The sequence below is a fragment of the Sphingomonas sp. M1A8_2b genome, from assembly GCF_053345535.1.
In genome coordinates, this window is the sequence record NZ_JBKFAH010000002.1 from 697,608 (window position 1) to 713,438 (window position 15,831).

Annotated in this window: 12 protein-coding genes; 5 read left to right on the forward strand and 7 right to left on the reverse strand. The window is 65.9% G+C overall.

Annotated elements, in window-relative coordinates; translation table 11 throughout:
* Window position 1 precedes the first annotated feature (1 nt).
* Window positions 2-1,090, reverse strand: a complete 1,089-nt coding sequence (hppD, locus tag ACLBWL_RS11350; RefSeq protein WP_447793060.1) for a 4-hydroxyphenylpyruvate dioxygenase — start codon at window positions 1,088-1,090, stop codon at window positions 2-4.
* Window positions 1,091-1,168: 78 nt separating this feature from the next.
* Here hppD and ACLBWL_RS11355 point away from each other — a divergent pair, with 78 nt between their 5' ends.
* Entirely contained in the window at window positions 1,169-1,657 is a 489-nt protein-coding gene (locus ACLBWL_RS11355; RefSeq protein WP_447793062.1) for a MarR family winged helix-turn-helix transcriptional regulator, read from the forward strand.
* On the opposite strand, the gene ACLBWL_RS11360 is transcribed toward ACLBWL_RS11355, so the two are convergent.
* Window positions 1,612-2,487 (reverse strand): LysR family transcriptional regulator, encoded by an 876-nt coding sequence (locus ACLBWL_RS11360; protein WP_447793064.1) that lies wholly within the window; start codon window positions 2,485-2,487, stop codon window positions 1,612-1,614. The two genes, ACLBWL_RS11355 and ACLBWL_RS11360, sit on opposite strands and share 46 nt — an antisense overlap.
* A gap of 93 nt (window positions 2,488-2,580) precedes the next feature.
* On the opposite strand from ACLBWL_RS11360, the gene ACLBWL_RS11365 reads away from it, so the two are divergent.
* Window positions 2,581-4,701 carry a malate synthase G gene (locus ACLBWL_RS11365; protein WP_447793066.1) on the forward strand — a complete coding sequence of 707 codons (2,121 nt, stop codon included), beginning with the start codon at window positions 2,581-2,583 and terminating at the stop codon, window positions 4,699-4,701.
* A complete protein-coding gene (locus tag ACLBWL_RS11370; protein WP_447793067.1) occupies window positions 4,701-5,228 on the forward strand; it encodes a gamma carbonic anhydrase family protein in 528 nt (175 codons plus the stop codon). The genes ACLBWL_RS11365 and ACLBWL_RS11370 overlap by 1 nt, the downstream gene beginning before the upstream one ends.
* Before the next feature lie 44 nt (window positions 5,229-5,272).
* Here ACLBWL_RS11370 and ACLBWL_RS11375 read toward each other — a convergent pair whose 3' ends face one another.
* From ACLBWL_RS11375 to ACLBWL_RS11390, 4 genes are all read right to left on the reverse strand, one after another.
* The gene (locus tag ACLBWL_RS11375; protein ID WP_447793069.1) at window positions 5,273-6,577 is read right to left on the reverse strand and encodes an OmpP1/FadL family transporter; all 1,305 of its coding nucleotides are present in this window, start codon (window positions 6,575-6,577) and stop codon (window positions 5,273-5,275) included.
* A gap of 62 nt (window positions 6,578-6,639) precedes the next feature.
* A complete protein-coding gene (locus ACLBWL_RS11380; protein ID WP_447793071.1) occupies window positions 6,640-7,050 on the reverse strand; it encodes a DUF2147 domain-containing protein in 411 nt (136 codons plus the stop codon).
* Window positions 7,051-7,318: 268 nt separating this feature from the next.
* Entirely contained in the window at window positions 7,319-9,637 is a 2,319-nt protein-coding gene (locus ACLBWL_RS11385) for a 3-hydroxyacyl-CoA dehydrogenase NAD-binding domain-containing protein (protein ID WP_447793494.1), read from the reverse strand.
* Window positions 9,637-10,773, reverse strand: a complete 1,137-nt coding sequence (locus ACLBWL_RS11390) for a thiolase family protein (protein ID WP_447793073.1) — start codon at window positions 10,771-10,773, stop codon at window positions 9,637-9,639. Before ACLBWL_RS11390 ends, ACLBWL_RS11385 begins: the two co-directional genes overlap by 1 nt.
* A 131-nt stretch (window positions 10,774-10,904) precedes the next feature.
* On the opposite strand from ACLBWL_RS11390, the gene ACLBWL_RS11395 reads away from it, so the two are divergent.
* A complete protein-coding gene (locus ACLBWL_RS11395) occupies window positions 10,905-12,590 on the forward strand; it encodes a long-chain-fatty-acid--CoA ligase (protein ID WP_447793075.1) in 1,686 nt (561 codons plus the stop codon).
* Entirely contained in the window at window positions 12,587-12,979 is a 393-nt protein-coding gene (locus tag ACLBWL_RS11400) for a MerR family transcriptional regulator (protein WP_132896441.1), read from the forward strand. Before ACLBWL_RS11395 ends, ACLBWL_RS11400 begins: the two co-directional genes overlap by 4 nt.
* Before the next feature lie 370 nt (window positions 12,980-13,349).
* Here ACLBWL_RS11400 and ACLBWL_RS11405 read toward each other — a convergent pair whose 3' ends face one another.
* Window positions 13,350-15,821 carry an alkaline phosphatase PhoX gene (locus ACLBWL_RS11405; protein WP_447793078.1) on the reverse strand — a complete coding sequence of 824 codons (2,472 nt, stop codon included), beginning with the start codon at window positions 15,819-15,821 and terminating at the stop codon, window positions 13,350-13,352.
* Window positions 15,822-15,831: the final 10 nt, after the last annotated feature.

Consider the following 15,831-nt stretch of genomic DNA (forward strand, 5'->3'; position numbering starts at 1 on the left):
CTCACGCGTCGACCGTGATCACCCCGCGGCGGATCTGGTCGAGCTCGATGCTCTCGTACAAAGCCTGGAAATTACCGTTGCCGAAGCCTTCATTCCCCTTGCGCTGGATGATCTCGAAGAAGATCGGCCCGAACATGTTCTCGGTGAAGATCTGCAGCAGCAGTCCCTCCTCGCCGACATTGCCGTCGATCAGGATGCGGTTGCGGCGCAGGCGCTCCAAGTCGTGGCCATGATTCGGCACGCGCTTGTCGACCAGCTCGTAATAGGTCTCGATCGTGTCCTGCAGCTTGACGCCGCGTGCGCGCAGCTTCTCGACCGTCTCGAAGATGTCGTCGGTCGTCAGTGCCAGATGCTGGATGCCCTCGCCGTTGTAATCCTTGATGAATTCCTCGATCTGGCTCTTGTCGTCCTGGCTCTCGTTGAGCGGGATGCGGATCGCACGGTCGGGCGCGATCATCGCCTGGCTGAACAGGCCGGTCGCCTTGCCCTTGATGTCGAAATACTTCTGCTCCTCGAAGCCGAAGATCTGGCCGTAGAACTCGGCCCAGGTCCGCATCTGGCCACGCTTCACATTGTGCGTGAGGTGATCGAGCAGGTCGAGCCCGACATTGTTCTCAGCCTCGGCTTCGGCCGCGCCCGGAACCGCGTTCCAGTCGTCGTACAGGCTGCCGGCTGCGCCATGCTTGTCGACGAGATACAGCAGCGAACCGCCGATTCCTTCGAGCACATAGCTGCCCTCGCCGAGCGCACCCGTGCTGGCATCGGCCGCCTTGGCGCCGCGTGCGAGCGCCGCGTCGAAGGCTTCCTTGGCATCATGGACGCGGAACGCCATGCCGCTCGCGGACGGACCATGCGCAGCGCGAAACTCCGCCGCGTGGCCGCCGTCCTCGCGGTTGAGCAACAGGTTGATGCGGCCCTGCTTGTAGCGCGTGACGGCCTTGGTCGGATGGGTCGAGGCGGCGACGAAGCCGAACTGCTCGAACTGCGCTGCCATCCGGTCGGGATCGGGCGAGGTGAACTCGGCGAACTCGAACCCGTCGAGACCCATCGGGTTTACGTCCATATGATCAGAATGGGGCATATGGTCCATGACTCGATCCTTAGAATGGTATCCGTTGTTACCAATCTGGCGGGTTGAACAACTGGTGTCAATCGTTACGATTTCAACATGGCTGACCGCGCACTCGTCCTGGACGATTTCATCCCGTATCGCCTGTCGATCACCTCGAACCTCGTCAGCGAGGCGGTGGCGGACACGTACGAAGCGTTGTTCGGGTTGACGATCCCCGAGTGGCGACTGGTCACGGTGGTCGCAGAGGCCGGCGGGATCACGCAGCAGCAGGTCGGGCAGCAGACGCGGATGGACAAGGTCACGGTGAGCCGCGCGGCGATCGCTTTGGTCGAGCGCGGGCTTATGCAACGGCATGCGAACCCGGAAGATCGGCGATCGCATCTGCTGCGACTCACGGACGACGGCCACACGCTCTATGCGTCAGTCGCACCGAAGGCGCTCGATCTGGAGCGGCGGATCTTTGCCGGGTTCTCAGGCGCGGAGGTCGAGCAGTTCGTCGCGATGCTGAGACGGATCGATGCGGTGACGATCAACCTCGTTCAGGACTCCCACGGCGGCGTCGGCGACCAGAGACCACGCAGGTAATCGAGCAGCGCGGTGGTACCGGACGACACCGGCCCGCGCGCATGGACTGCATAAATTCCCACGTCCGCAGACCCGGCCAGTTCCGGCAGGATGCGGACGAGGCGGCCGCTCGAAAGGTCCGCGCTGACATCCCATAGCGAGCGCAGCGCGATGCCGACGCCTGCCAGCGTGAGTTCGCGGACGACTTCGCTGGAATTGGTCGCGACGTAGCTGGGGCGGTCGATCGTGACGTCGCCGTCCGGTCCGGTAAGCCGCCACGGCATCTGGCCTTTTGCCGCGAGCAGGCGGTGCTTCGTGAGGTCGGCTGCGTCGTTTGGCGCAACGTAGTCCGGCGCGGCGCAGAGGACGCGGCGGCTGTCGGCGAGGCGATAGCCGGTCAGGCTCGGCGGCACGGCAGGCGCGATCCGGATGGCGAGGTCGAGCCGGTCGCCGATTACGTCGGCAAAACCGTCGGACAGATCGAGGTCGAGTTCGATCGCAGGATGCGCGTCGAGAAACGGCTTCAGATGCGGCGCAATATGGAGACGGCCGAACGAGGTCGGCGCGCTGACCCGCAGCGGCCCCGCCGGCGTCTCGGCGCGGTCGGACACGCGCGCCTCGGCGTCGCGGATCGCGGCGAGGATCTCTACCATGTCGCGGTGATACGCCGCCCCCCGAGCGGTCAGTTCGAGCCGCCGCGTGGTCCGGTTGAGCAACCGCACGCCGAGCCGCGCTTCCAGCCGCGCGATCCGTTTCGACACCATTGCCGGCGAGATGCCGAGCGATCGCCCCGCCGCGCTGAGGCTGGCGGTGCGGACGACCTCGGCGAAGAGGACGATGTCGGGGTCCATTCGTTCTCCAGGCGATCAACAGCTTTCGGTTTATAGTGTCTAGTGGCGAAGGTGGCGGACGTCTATCGTGCTCGCAGAGCATAGGAGAGCAGCATGGCCGAGATGATCGACAGCTATCAGAATCGGGCGGGTCTGAAGATCGCCGCATCGCTGGTGGACTTCATCGAGACGCAGGCGCTGCCGGGCACGGGCCTTGAGGCGCCCTCGTTCTGGCAGGGCGTGTCCGACATCTACGGCAGGTTCGCGCCGGAGAACGCCGCGCTGCTCGCAGTCCGTGACGACCTCCAGGCGAAGATCGATGCGTGGCACGAAGCCCGCGCGGGCAAACCGATCGACCAGCCCGAGTACCAGGCATTCCTGCGCGAGATCGGTTATCTGGTCGACGAGCCAGCGCCGTTCGCGGTCGCGCCGACCAACGTCGATGCAGAGGTCGCCTCGCTCGCCGGTGCGCAGTTGGTGGTGCCGATCCTCAACGCGCGCTTCCTGCTCAACGCCGCGAACGCGCGCTGGGGAAGCCTGTACGACGCGCTCTACGGCACCGACGCGATCCCTGGCGCGGCGTCCGGCAAGGGCTATGACGCCGCCCGAGGCGCGCAGGTTATTGCCTGGGCCAAGGCATTTCTCGATGACGCTGTGCCGCTAGCGAGCGGGTCGTGGAGCGACTGGACCGGTGGCACGCCTCAACTTGCCGAGCCGAGCCAGCTCGTCGGGCATGCTGTCGCCAATATCCTGTTGCGTCACAACGGCCTGCACATTGAACTGGTGATCGATCCTCAGCATCCGATCGGGCGCGACGATCCTGCAAATCTCGCCGACGTCGTCCTCGAATCCGCGCTGAGCACGATCGCGGATCTCGAGGATTCGATCGCCGCTGTCGATGCCGAGGACAAGGTCGCCGCCTACGCCAACTGGCTCGGCCTAATGAAGGGCGACCTGGCCGCCAGCTTCGACAAGGGCGGCCGTACGGTCACGCGGTCTCTCGAACCCGACAGGCAGTATGCCGCCCCCGATGGCAGCGCCTTCACGCTGCCCGGCCGCAGCCTGATGTTCGTCCGCAACGTCGGCCACCTGATGACGACCCCCGCGATCCTGCTCGCCGACGGCCAAGAGGCGCCCGAGGGAATCCTCGACGGCATCGTCACGTCGCTGATCGGGCTGCACGACCTCAAGAGCACGGGCCCGATCCGCAACAGCCGCGCGGGCTCGATCTACATCGTCAAGCCGAAGATGCACGGCCCCGACGAAGCCGCCTTCACCAACCGGTTGTTCGATGCGATCGAGGACCTGCTCGGCCTCTCGCCCCACACGATCAAGGTCGGCGTGATGGACGAGGAGCGGCGCACGTCGGCCAATCTCGCCGCCTGCATCGCCGCGGTGAAGGACCGGGTGGTGTTCATCAACACCGGCTTCCTCGATCGCACCGGCGACGAGATGCACACGTCGATGCGCGCGGGCCCGATGATCCGCAAGGGCGACATGAAGGCCTCGTCGTGGATCAAGGCGTATGAGGATCGCAACGTCCAGATCGGGCTCGCCTGCGGGCTCAGCGGCAGGGCGCAGATCGGCAAGGGCATGTGGGCCGCGCCGGACAGGATGGCGGACATGCTCGAGCAGAAGATCGCGCATCCTATGACCGGCGCCAACACTGCCTGGGTGCCGTCGCCGACCGCGGCGACGCTGCACGCGACGCATTACCACCGCATCGACGTGTTCGCGCGGCAGGCGGAGCGCAAGGCCGAGCCGATCGAGCCGCTAGATGCGCTGCTGACGATCCCCGTCGCGACCGGGCACAATTGGCAGCCGGACGAGGTTCGCGAGGAGTTGGAGAACAACGCGCAGGGCATCCTCGGCTATGTCGTGCGCTGGGTCGACCAGGGCGTCGGCTGTTCTAAGGTGCCCGACATCCACGACACCGGCCTGATGGAGGACCGCGCGACGCTGCGGATCAGTTCGCAGCACATGGCGAACTGGCTGCTCCACGGCATCGCCACGCCCGACGAGGCGGATGCGGCGCTGCGGCGGATGGCGGCGAAGGTCGATGCGCAGAATGCGGGCGATCCGCTGTATCGGCCGATGGCAGGGCATGAGGACGAGAGCCTCGCGTTCCAGGCCGCCCGCGCGCTTGTGTTCGATGGTCTCACGCAGCCGAGCGGCTATACCGAACCACTGCTCCACGCGTATCGCGCGCGGGCAAAGGAAAGGGACGCCGCCTGATGCCACTCTACGCGATCGAGGGTAAACGACCGACGCTGGCCGACGACGTCTGGGTCGCGCCGTCCGCCGACGTCATCGGCGACGCACGGCTGGGGGAGGGTGCGAGCGTCTGGTTTGGGGCGGTGATCCGCGCGGACAACACGCCGATACTGGTCGGTGCGCGGACCAATATCCAGGAAGGCGCGATGCTGCACTCGGATCCCGGTGCGCCGCTGACCGTGGGCGAGGGCTGCACGATCGGCCATCACGCGATCCTCCACGGCTGCACGATCGGCGACAACGTGCTGGTCGGGATGGGCGCGACGGTCCTCAACCACGCGATGATCGGCGAGAATTGCCTGATCGGCGCGAACGCGCTGGTGACGGAGGGGAAGGTGTTTCCCGCAGGCAGCCTGATCGTCGGGTCGCCGGCCAAGGCTGTGCGGCAGTTGTCGTCGGAGGCGATAGCTGCGCTGAAGATGTCGGCTTCGGCCTACGCGGCCAAGCAGCGCATCTATGCCGAAGGCCTGAGGCTGGTCGAAGTATAAAATCCTCCCCCGCAAAGGGGGGAGGATCGGGCGCCGGACCGCGTTTAGAAGGTGACCCGGCCACCCAGCGACAGCACGACCGCGTGCGCGTTCTGGAGGAAGCCGTTGGTGATGATCGGCGTCTGCGCTGCGGTTCCCGCATAGGCAGCGGTTACCCGGTCGATCGTCGTATCGGCGAAGTCGACATAGCTCGCCGCCGCGTCGAGCGCGATGTGCGAGGTCAGCTGGTACGAACCGCCCGCGGCGTAGGTCCAGCGGTTGGCGTCGGGCACGCGCGCGTCGCGCAGACCGTCCTGTGTCGGCGTCTTGGTGCGCTGAATGCCGGCACGGATCGTCGCCTTGGGGGTGACGTCATAATCGAAACCGCCCGCAAGGCTCCAGCTGTCGCGATAGTTTTCGGGGATCGCGGTGTTCAGCGGCGCACCGAGATCGATCGTGTCGAACTTGCTCCAATTGTACGCCACCACCTGTGCGTTCAGCGTCAGCGCATTGGTGGCGCGGACACGGCCGGCGACGATTACCTGGCCCGGCGTGTTGAAGCTCGCTTTTGCGCCGTCGAGCGACACGTTCGAACCCGCCAGCGGACCGACCAGCCCGGAGATGTCGAGGCTCCCCTTCAGATTGTGGCGGATGCTCGACTTGTAGCTGATGCCGACGGTGGCGAAGTCGTTATGCAGCTGTACGCCGGCGGTCCAACCGAAATCCCAGCCATCGCCCTTGAGCTGCTGGAAGCCGTCCGGCAGCGCCGCCGACACGTTGGGCAGCGCATTGTTGAGGGTGGCGTCGGTATATTCCACGTTCAGTGCACCACCGACGCGCAGCCAGTCGGTCACCGCGACGCCGATCGACGGCTGGATGTCGATCGTCCGCAACCGGGTCTTGTCCGCGCTGTAGCGCGCCCAGCTGTTCTTCTCGTAGTTCGTCGTGAAGCTGAACGGCGACGTCACCGAAACGCCGATCGCGATCCGGTCGGTCAGCGGATAGGCGACCGCGCCCGACGGCACGATCCCGTTGTTGATCGGATCGCGCGATGTGCCGTTGCCGCCGACTGGGGCGAAGGCCTGCCCTGGACGGCGGATAAGCGTGCCGTTGTCGATCACGTCGCCCTTGGGCAGGATCGCGGTGGCGCTGATCGCAGCGCTGCCATCGCGGATGCCGGCGATCGCGGCGGGGTTCCACCACAGCGACGAGGGGCCGGTATCGGCGCCTTCGCCGGAGAAGGCGCGCCCGGCGCCACGCGCGGACTGCGCCTCGAGATAGAAGGCATCGGCATAGGCGGTGCTGGCGAACCCGAACGCCGAGACGAGGGCGGAGACGGCGAGGAGCGGGGCTTTGGTGCGCAAGGTCATGGACGAGATCCTGAAAGCTATACTGATTGAGACGGATGGTAGCGAAGAGGAAGCGCCGCGCCTTAGCGCACGCGCGTCCAGGTCTGGGTCTTGCAGAGCGGGAAGAACACGCAGCCACGCAGCTTCAGCTGGTTCGCGCCGAGCGGGGTGATCTTGCCGCTATAGGTCTTGCCGTCCTCGGCGTTGTAGACTTGGCCGCTGCTCCAGACGCCGTCCTTGTCGGGCTTGAACCCGCTCAGCATCTGCATCCCCTGGATCGGGCGGTTGCGCAGCGCGGTGTTGGAATTGTTCGCGTCCTTCATCGAAGGGTTCGCACGCAGCGCGTCGGAGGTAAGGATCTTGCCGCAGATCGACGGGCCGCAGCGGGCGATCTCGACGATGGCGTTGTGCGTCTCGGTCTTCCAGCGGCCGATGACGGTGTCCGCGGTAGCGGGCGCACCGGCGAGCAGGGCAGTGACTAGCAACAGGGACATCTTCTATCCTCTCCTTGGATGTGGGCACGCCGTATGTGTACGGTCGTTAAAATCTCGTCAGGCCGTCGACGTTATCGCGACCTTGTTGCCGTATACGGCAATCATTGTTTGCGATTAGAATTGTACGAAGACAAGTCAAGTCTTCTTACTGATTCCGGCGAGTAAAAAAGTGTTCATGGACTTGTCGTTCCCCCGCGCAGGCGGGGGCCCAGGGTAACGAACGCAGCGCTGCTTGATCCTGGGCCCCCGCTTCCGCGGGGGAACAGGGTCAGTTCCGCAGGGGCTTGCCGGTTTGCAGCATGTGAACGACCCGCGCCTGCGTCCGCGGATCCTTGACGCTCGCCATGAACGCCGCGCGTTCCAGGTCGAGCAACTGGTCCTCGGTCACGGTATCGACCAGATCGGCCTCGCCACCCGTTAGCACCTCGGCGAGACGATCCGCGACGACGAGGTCGTAGTCGGTTGCCATGCTTTTCTTGTGGAAGTCCGCCACCGCCATGTTCAGCCCCGTCCGGCCGCTCTCCCCGGCAAGGCGGAAGGTCGGCTTCTCCGGTGCCGCATAACCCTCGACCAGGGACAACGCCTTGGCCTTGGCATCCGCCAGCAACCGGTCGCGGTTCATGGTGATGCCGTCGTCCTTGCGCAGGATCATCATTTCCTTCGCCTCTGCCGCCGACTTGGCGACCTGCGCGGTGGAGACCGCCTGGAACACCTTGGTCAGCACCGGCATCGGGCCCTTCGGCACCATGCCCGACTTGGTCCAGCGATCAAGCATCTCGCCATTGCCACCCCAACCGGGGACGAGACCCACGCCGCACTCGACGAGGCCGGCATAGGTCTCGGCATGCGCCTGCACCGCGTCGGAGTGGAGCAGGATCTCGCACCCGCCGCCGAGCGCGAGACCGGCCGGTGCGCTGACGACCGGGAAGGGCGCATATTTGAGCGCCTTGTACGCCTGTTGCCCGCCCGCAACGCTGGCCTCGACCATGTCCCAAAGGCCGGCCCCGACCGCGAACATCGCCGCGCCCAGGTTCGCGCCTGCCGAGAAGTTCGACGCCTCGTTATACACCACCAGCGCCTTGAAACGCTCGCGGACGACCGGGATCGCCTCGTTGATGAGCGCCACGACCTGATCGTCGAGCGCGTTCATCTTGGTGTGGAATTCGAGTGCGGCGACGCCGTCACCGACATCCCAGAGCGACGCCGACAGGTTCTGAAGGATCGGCTGCGAGCGGAGCTTGATGTCCTCCAGCAGTTCGACGCCGTCCGCACGCGGCACGTCAGCATACTCGCCGCCAGCCGTGAGATACTGACGCTGCCCGTTCTCGACACGGTAGAACGGACGATCGCCCGCGGTCGTCAGGATCGCAGGAACGTCGCGACCTTCCTCGGCCAGGCGCGCGGCGAGCACGCCGGGGCCCATCCGGTCGATCAGCTCGAACGGCCCGTATTTCCAATTGTACCCGAGCTTCATCGCGTCATCGATCGCGACGACATCGTCCGCCGCCTCGCCGACCAGCATCGCCGCATAGGACAGCGTGTTGCCGAGGATCGACCACGCATAGGTGCCGATCTTACCCGGCTCCGCGATCAGCGCCGCGAGGTCCTTGCCGGTCTTGCCGGGGAGTTCAGCCGGCTTGGCTTTGGGGCGATATTCGCCGGTCGCGAGATCGAGCGACAGCTTGGTCCGCGTCGCCTTTTCGAAGCGATAGAACCCACCTTTGCCCTTGCGGCCGGTGAACCCTTCCGCGATCATCTTGTCGACCAGCGGCAACTCGCGCACCGTATCGAAATACGGGTCGCCAGCCGGCAGCGTCGAGGACAGGCTCTTCGACAGCAACGGCATCAGGTCGACGCCGACGAGGTCGACCAGGCCAAAGATCCCCGTCTTCGGCACACCCATCGGACGGCCACCGATCTGGTCGGCTTCCTCTACGGTCAGCCCCTGATCCATCGCCGCGTTGATCGCGATCGCCAGCCAGTAGGTGCCGATGCGGTTGGCGATGAAGCCAGGCGTGTCCTTCGCGCGGACGATCCGCTTGCCCATGAAGCGATCGACGAAATCCTCGACCTTCTCCGCGACCGCGACGTCGGTATGCTCACCGCGGACGATTTCGACCAGCCGCATGTAGCGCGGCGGGTTGAAGAAGTGCGTGATGAGGAAGTCGGCCTTGAACTGGTCCGTGCGCCCCTCGACGAGGTTGCCGAGCGGGATCGTCGAGGTGTTCGACGACACCGCGGTGCCTGGACGCTTCAGCGCCTCGAGCTTCGCGTACAGCGCCTGCTTGATGTCGAGCCGCTCGACGATTGCCTCGACGATCCAGTCGCATTCGGCGACCCGGTCGAGGTGATCGTCGATGTTGCCCGTCTCGACCAGCTTGGCCGCCCGCTTCGACATGAAGGGCGCCGGGTCGGTCTTGAGCATCTTCGCGACCGCGCCCTTGGCCACTGCGTCGTGGTCATCACCTTCGCGGGGGACGATGTCGAGCAGCAGCACCGGGATGCCGGCATTCGCGACCTGCGCCGCAATACCCGCGCCCATCACGCCTGCGCCGATGACGCAGACCTTCGTCACAGCGTCGACCATCATGCGCGCTCCAGCACCGTCGCGATGCCCTGACCGCCGCCGATGCACTGGGTCGCCAGCGCATAGCGGCCCCCCTCGCGTGCCAGCAGCGAGGCCGCCTTGCCGACGATCCGCGCGCCGGTGGCGCCAAGCGGATGACCGATCGCGATCGCGCCGCCATCGAGGTTGATCGTCTCGTCCTTCAGCCCGAGGTCGCGGATGCAGGCGATCGCCTGGCTCGCGAACGCCTCGTTGATCTCGACCACATCGAGGTCGGCGACGGTGATGCCGGCACGCTCCAGCGCCTTCTTAGACGCGCCGATCGGGCCAAGCCCCATCGTCTCGGGCGCGCAGCCCGACACGCCGATCGACTTGATCCGCGCGAGGATCGTCAGCCCGTGCTTCTTCGCGAACTCCTCCGAGGTGACCAGCACTGCCGATGCACCATCGGTCAGCGGCGACGAGGTGCCAGCGGTCACCGAACCATCCGCGCTGAACGCGGGCTTCAGGCCGGCGAGCGCTTCGGTCGTCGTACCGGCGCGGATCGTGCCGTCCTGGCTGACCGGGCCCGCCTTGGTCTGGATCGTCACGATCTCGTCGGACAAGCGGCCATCGGCGCGCGCCGCGGCGGCCTTATCCTGGCTCTTCACCGCGAACGCGTCCTGCTCGGCGCGCGTGATCTGGTACTGCCGCGCGACGTTCTCGGCGGTCTCGCCCATGCCCATGTACGCGCCGGCGCTCTTCTTCGCGAGCGCGGGGTTGGGGAGGGGGTTGTAGCCACCCATCGGCACGCGGCTCATCGATTCGAGCCCGGCGCAGATGAACGCCTCGCCCGCACCGACCGCGATCTGGCCGTAGGCGATGTGGATCGCGCTCATCGACGATCCGCAGAACCGGTTGACCGTCATCCCGCCGACCGAGATCGGCAGGTCGGCGATCTGCGCGATCAGCTTGGCGACGTTGAGGCCCTGCTCGCCCTCGGGGAACGCGCAGCCGAGGATGATGTCCTCGATCTCGGCCGGATCGACGCCGGTCTTGTCGAGCAACCCGCGAATCGTCTGCGCGGCGAGATCGTCCGGACGGACGCGGGCGAGATCGCCCTTGCCGGCGAGGTGGAACGGCGAACGGGCGTACCCGGCGATGACGACGTTGGTCACGATGATCCTCTCATATTGCGGTCGACCCGGTTAACGCTTGCGGGTTACCCTTAAGGTGCGATACCTCACCTTTACGTCAAGGTGAAGCGGCCGACAATATGGCTTACGCACACCATCTTATGGAGAGCGAGATGCAGGACACTTCCGGGGGCAAGGCGATCGGCGTACCGTTGCTGGGCGAGCCGCGGCTGCTGGGCGACATGCTCGACACGTCGGTGGGTCGGTTCGGGTCGCGCAACGTGCTCGATTTCATGGGTCGGACGCTGACCTATGCCGCGCTCGGCGAGTCGGTCGATCGGGCCGCCCGCGGGCTTCAGGATCTTGGCGTCGTGAAGGGGACGCGCGTCGCGCTATGCCTGCCGAACACGCCCTATTACCCAATCCTGTTCTTCGCGATCCTCAAGGCCGGCGGCATCGTCGTCAACGTCAACCCGCTCTATGTCGAGCGCGAGCTGGCGCATCTGCTCGAGGATTCGGGCGCGACGATCATCGCCACCTGCGACATCTCGGAGATCCACGCGCGCGTCCTCAAGGTCGCGGGGCAGATGAGGGTGAAGCACGTCATCACCTGCCCGATCGCGGGTGCGTTGCCGACGCTGAAGTCGATTGCCTACCGCATCTTCAAGCGCGCCGAGATCGGCCATGCGCCGAGCGATGCGCACCACTGCACGTTCGACTCGCTGCTGAAGGCAAAGGGTGCGCCAACCCCCGTCATGGTCACGCCGGACGAGGTCGCGGTGCTGCAATATACCGGCGGCACCACCGGCGAGCCCAAGGCGGCGATGCTCAGCCACGCGAATCTGGTGTCGAACGCCGATGCGATGATGGTGTTCGTCGGCGGCGAGCAGCCGCATCAGGACCGCGTGCTCGGCGCGCTGCCGCTGTTCCACGTCTTCGCGCTGACCACCGTGCTGACCTATTCGATCCGCGCGGGCGCAGAAATGATCCTTATGCCGCGCTTCGAGCTCGGTCAGCTACTCAAGACGATAGACCGCACCAAGCCGAGCTATTTCCCCGCGGTGCCGACGATCTACGCGGCGATCACCACCGCCGCCGAGACGCAAAAGATCGACCTATCCTCTATCCACGCGTGCATCTCGGGGGGCGCGCCGCTCCCCGCCGAGGTCCGCACCGCGTTCGAGGCCGCGACCGGCGCCAAGCTCGTCGAGGGCTATGGCCTGTCCGAAGCCTCGCCGATCATCACCTGCAATCCGATCGATGGCATCAACAAGCCGGGCTCCGCGGGCTTGCCGTTCCCCGGCACGACGATCGAGATCCGCGACCGCGAGGACCCGACCCGGCTGCTGCCGATCGGCGAGAATGGCGAGATTTGCGCCCGCGGCCCTCAGATCACGCAGGGCTATTGGCACAAGCCTGCTGCCACCGCCGAGCTGTTCGCGGACGGCGCACTACGGACTGGCGACGTGGGCCACCTCGACGCGGACGGCTATCTGTTCATCGTCGACCGGATCAAGGACCTGATCCTCGCCGGCGGCTACAACGTCTATCCGCGCGTGATCGAGGAAGCGCTGTACGAACACCCCGCGGTGCTCGAAGCGGTCGTGATCGGCGTGCCCGACAAATACCGCGGGCAAGCTCCCAAGGCGTTCGTCGTGCTGGCCGAAGGCGCGGTCGCTACCCCGCTCGAACTGCGCGATTTTCTCCGCGACAAGATCAGTAAGATCGAGCTTCCCCGCGAGGTCGAAATCCGCGACAGTCTCCCCAAGACGCTGATCGGCAAGTTATCCAAAAAGGAACTTGTCGCAGAAGAGGCCGCAAAGGCCGCAGCGGCGGAGGCGAGGGGAGTGAACGCGTGAACGACCGACAGGACGATCTTACCGGCATACAGGAGGTCTCGCGCATGCTCGGCGTGAGCGCGCGGACGCTCAGGTTCTACGAGGACAAGGGGCTGATCGAGCCCTGTCGGATCGGCACGACGCGAGTCTACACGCGGCGCGAAGTCGCACGGATGCAGTTGATCCTGCGCGGTAAACGTCTCGGTTTCACACTGCGCGACATCGAGGAGTTCCTCGACCTCTACGACGCCGACCCGCAGCATGTGGAGCAGATGCGCGCGCTGGCGGAACGCTGTCGCCAGCGGATCGATCTGCTCGACGCGCAACGCGAGGCGATCGTCCAGACGCGGGATGAACTGGAGAAGATCGAGCAGGAAGCGCTCGCACGAATTCCGGACGGGTCGGTCTGACACCTGTGGCTGTTCGTGAGGAATGAGCGCCAACCAACTGAAACGATGGCATCCTGCGGCACTGCACCACCCCGGCGAAGGCCGGGGCCCAATTGGCAAGGTCGAGGTAACGACGCGCAGCGCCAATCAGCAACGTCTCCCAATTGGACCCCGGCCTCCGCCGGGGCGGTACGGTACGGTACGGTACGGTACGGTACGGTACGGGGCACGCCCCATGGGGCGAGGAACCTTACAATCCTCCCCCGCCAGGGGGAGGTGGCTGGCGCATGCCAGACGGAGGGGGAGGGAGGGGAAACGTAGGTTCCGTATCCTCCCCCTCCGTCACCTTCGGTGCCCCCCTAGCGGGGGAGGATCGTGAGCGACCCGAAGCTTAAAGCCCCACCACACCCCCGTCCGTCTTCGTGATCACGATCGTCGCCGACCTCGGTCGCGACGGTGTCGTCACCGCACCCGCCTGGTTCGCCGGCCAGCTGCTCGTAATGTTCGTCGGCCCGCCATTCTCACCCGGATGCTGGATGTTCACGAACAGCGACCGCCCATCCGGCGTCGAGTGGATGCCGGTGATCTCGCACTCCTTCGGTCCGACCAGGAAGCGCCGCAGCGCCGCCCCCGGTGCCTTGCCGACCCGCGTGGTAACCGAACCGGTCGCGGCACCGATCGTGTTCGTCACCGTCCGTGTGCCGCCATCGTTGACGATCCCCGGCACCGAGGCGAGCAGCATGCAGTTGGTGACGTCGGTGTACGCGCCATCGTCGGTCTCGATCCACATCACCGGCGCGATCGTCCCCGAGGCGTTGCTCGGCAAACCGAACCACAGGCCGTCCGGCGACGAGAAGTCGTTGGTCGCGTCGAGGCCCGACAGGTTGATGTTGGTCGCATCCAGATCGGAGCCCGCGCCGAAAGCATAGATGTCCCAGGCGAAGGTCGTCGCCTCGGATGTATCGCCGGTCTCGCGCAGGCGAATGATGTGCCCGTTCGCATTGCCGGTAGTTTGTCCGCCGGTGGTCTTCGGATCGACATAGGCGCGCGGGTTGGGCGCGTCCGCGGTCGCAACGGTGCGCGATGAGTTGTTGGTGAGCGTGCAGTACATCTCGCCGGTCGCCGGATTGACCGCGGTCCACTCCGGCCGATCCATCCGCGTCGCACCCAACGCATCGGCAGCAAGCCGCGTGTTGATCAGCACGTCGACCTGGCTGGCGAACGGATAGGCCGCATTGGCGGAGGTGAGGGGCCCTTGGCCGAACACCAGCGGCAACCACTGCCCGCTGCCATCCGGCGCGAACTTCGCCACATAAAGCGTTCCCGTATCGAGATACTTGTCGCCGATCGCCAAGCGGTTCGCCGCGCTAGCATCCGCCGCAGACCACGGGGTGGCCGATACGAACTTGTAGATATACTCGTTCTGCGCGTCGTCGCCCATGTAGAACGCCGGCTTCACACCCGCGATCGTCCGGCCGATCTGGCACCCCTCGTGGTTCATCCGGCCCAGCGCAGTGCGCTTGCGCGGAGTCGAGGCGGGATCGAACGGGTCGATCTCGACCACCCAGCCGTACTGGAAGATCTCGTTGCGGAAATCGCCGGTGCCGTCGGCTGGCGCGCCGGCTTGCGCGGTAATGTTCCAGCGCGAATAGACCGTGCTGGTCGTATCCGCCGGCTTGACCGTCGACCACCCGTAATTGCCGCCGGTGTTGCTCTCGGACTTGCCGTAGCGGGTCAGCGAGGTGTTGGCCTTCACGCCGACCGCGCCGGTCGCCGCACGCCGCGCGGCGTCACCGACTTCGCGCTTGAAATAGCCGACCCAGTTCTCTTCGTTCGTGAGGTATGTGTGCCAAGGCATTGTGCCGTTTGCACAATTATTGATCGTGCCCCGACCTGCGGTGGCGTCGGGCGAGTAGCGCGTCTTGAGGCTGTCGGCACCGCGCACCGGCCCCGAGAAGCTCGTCGGTGTCAGCGGCGTGATACGGCGGTTGAACGACGAGGTGGCGACGTAGCTCCACGCACTCGCGCGGCTGACCTCGATCACCGACACGCCGTGGCACTCCATCTCCTTCAGGGCCTCGGCTTCTGGGCGGACGCCACCGGTCGTGGTCGGGCCATTCGGATGCAGATAGGCCTGCGTGATGTTCTCGTGGTTGAGCGCGAGCAGACCGCGCGTGTTGCCGTCCGGATCGGGCGTGCCAGCGGTCGACAGGCCGAAATAGCTCATGCCGTCGTGGTGATCGCCGGCGCGCTTCGAGAACGTCGTGTCGCTGCCGTCATTGGCATAGGCCGCGACGCCACTGCCGATCGGATCGCCGAGCCGGTAGAGCACGGTGACGGCATAGCCGGTCGGCACCGCGACGACGTCGGCTAAGCTCTTCGCAACGGCGGTGAAGCCGAGCGAGGCGGCACCGACGGTTACGCTGGTTGTCGCGGTGACCGAACCGCGTGCCGACGTCGCGGTGAACAGGAAGCTCAGCACCGTGCCGGCGGCGGCGCCAGGTACGACGAACGTCGCGACGGTCGTGGTCGCGCCGGCCAGCGTGACGCTCGGGCCCGCGGTCTGCGTCCAGCTGACGCTGTCGACCTGGCCGATCGCGGCACCAGTCAGGGTCGCGACACGCCCGGCGGACGAGCTGCCGCCGGCGGTCGCGGTGACCGTCACGGGGCTCGCGCCGCTGTCCTTGTCGTCGTCGCAGCCGGTCAGCAGCATGCCGCCGAACACCGCCGCGGCGGTGGCCGACATGCCACCCATCAAGGTCTGGCGACGCGAATAGCGCACCTCGATCAGGTCGTTGAGATGGGGGTTGGCGGTCGGATTGGTGTCGATATCGCCGTCGGTATAGATGGTTTCGAACGTCATGGATGGTCCC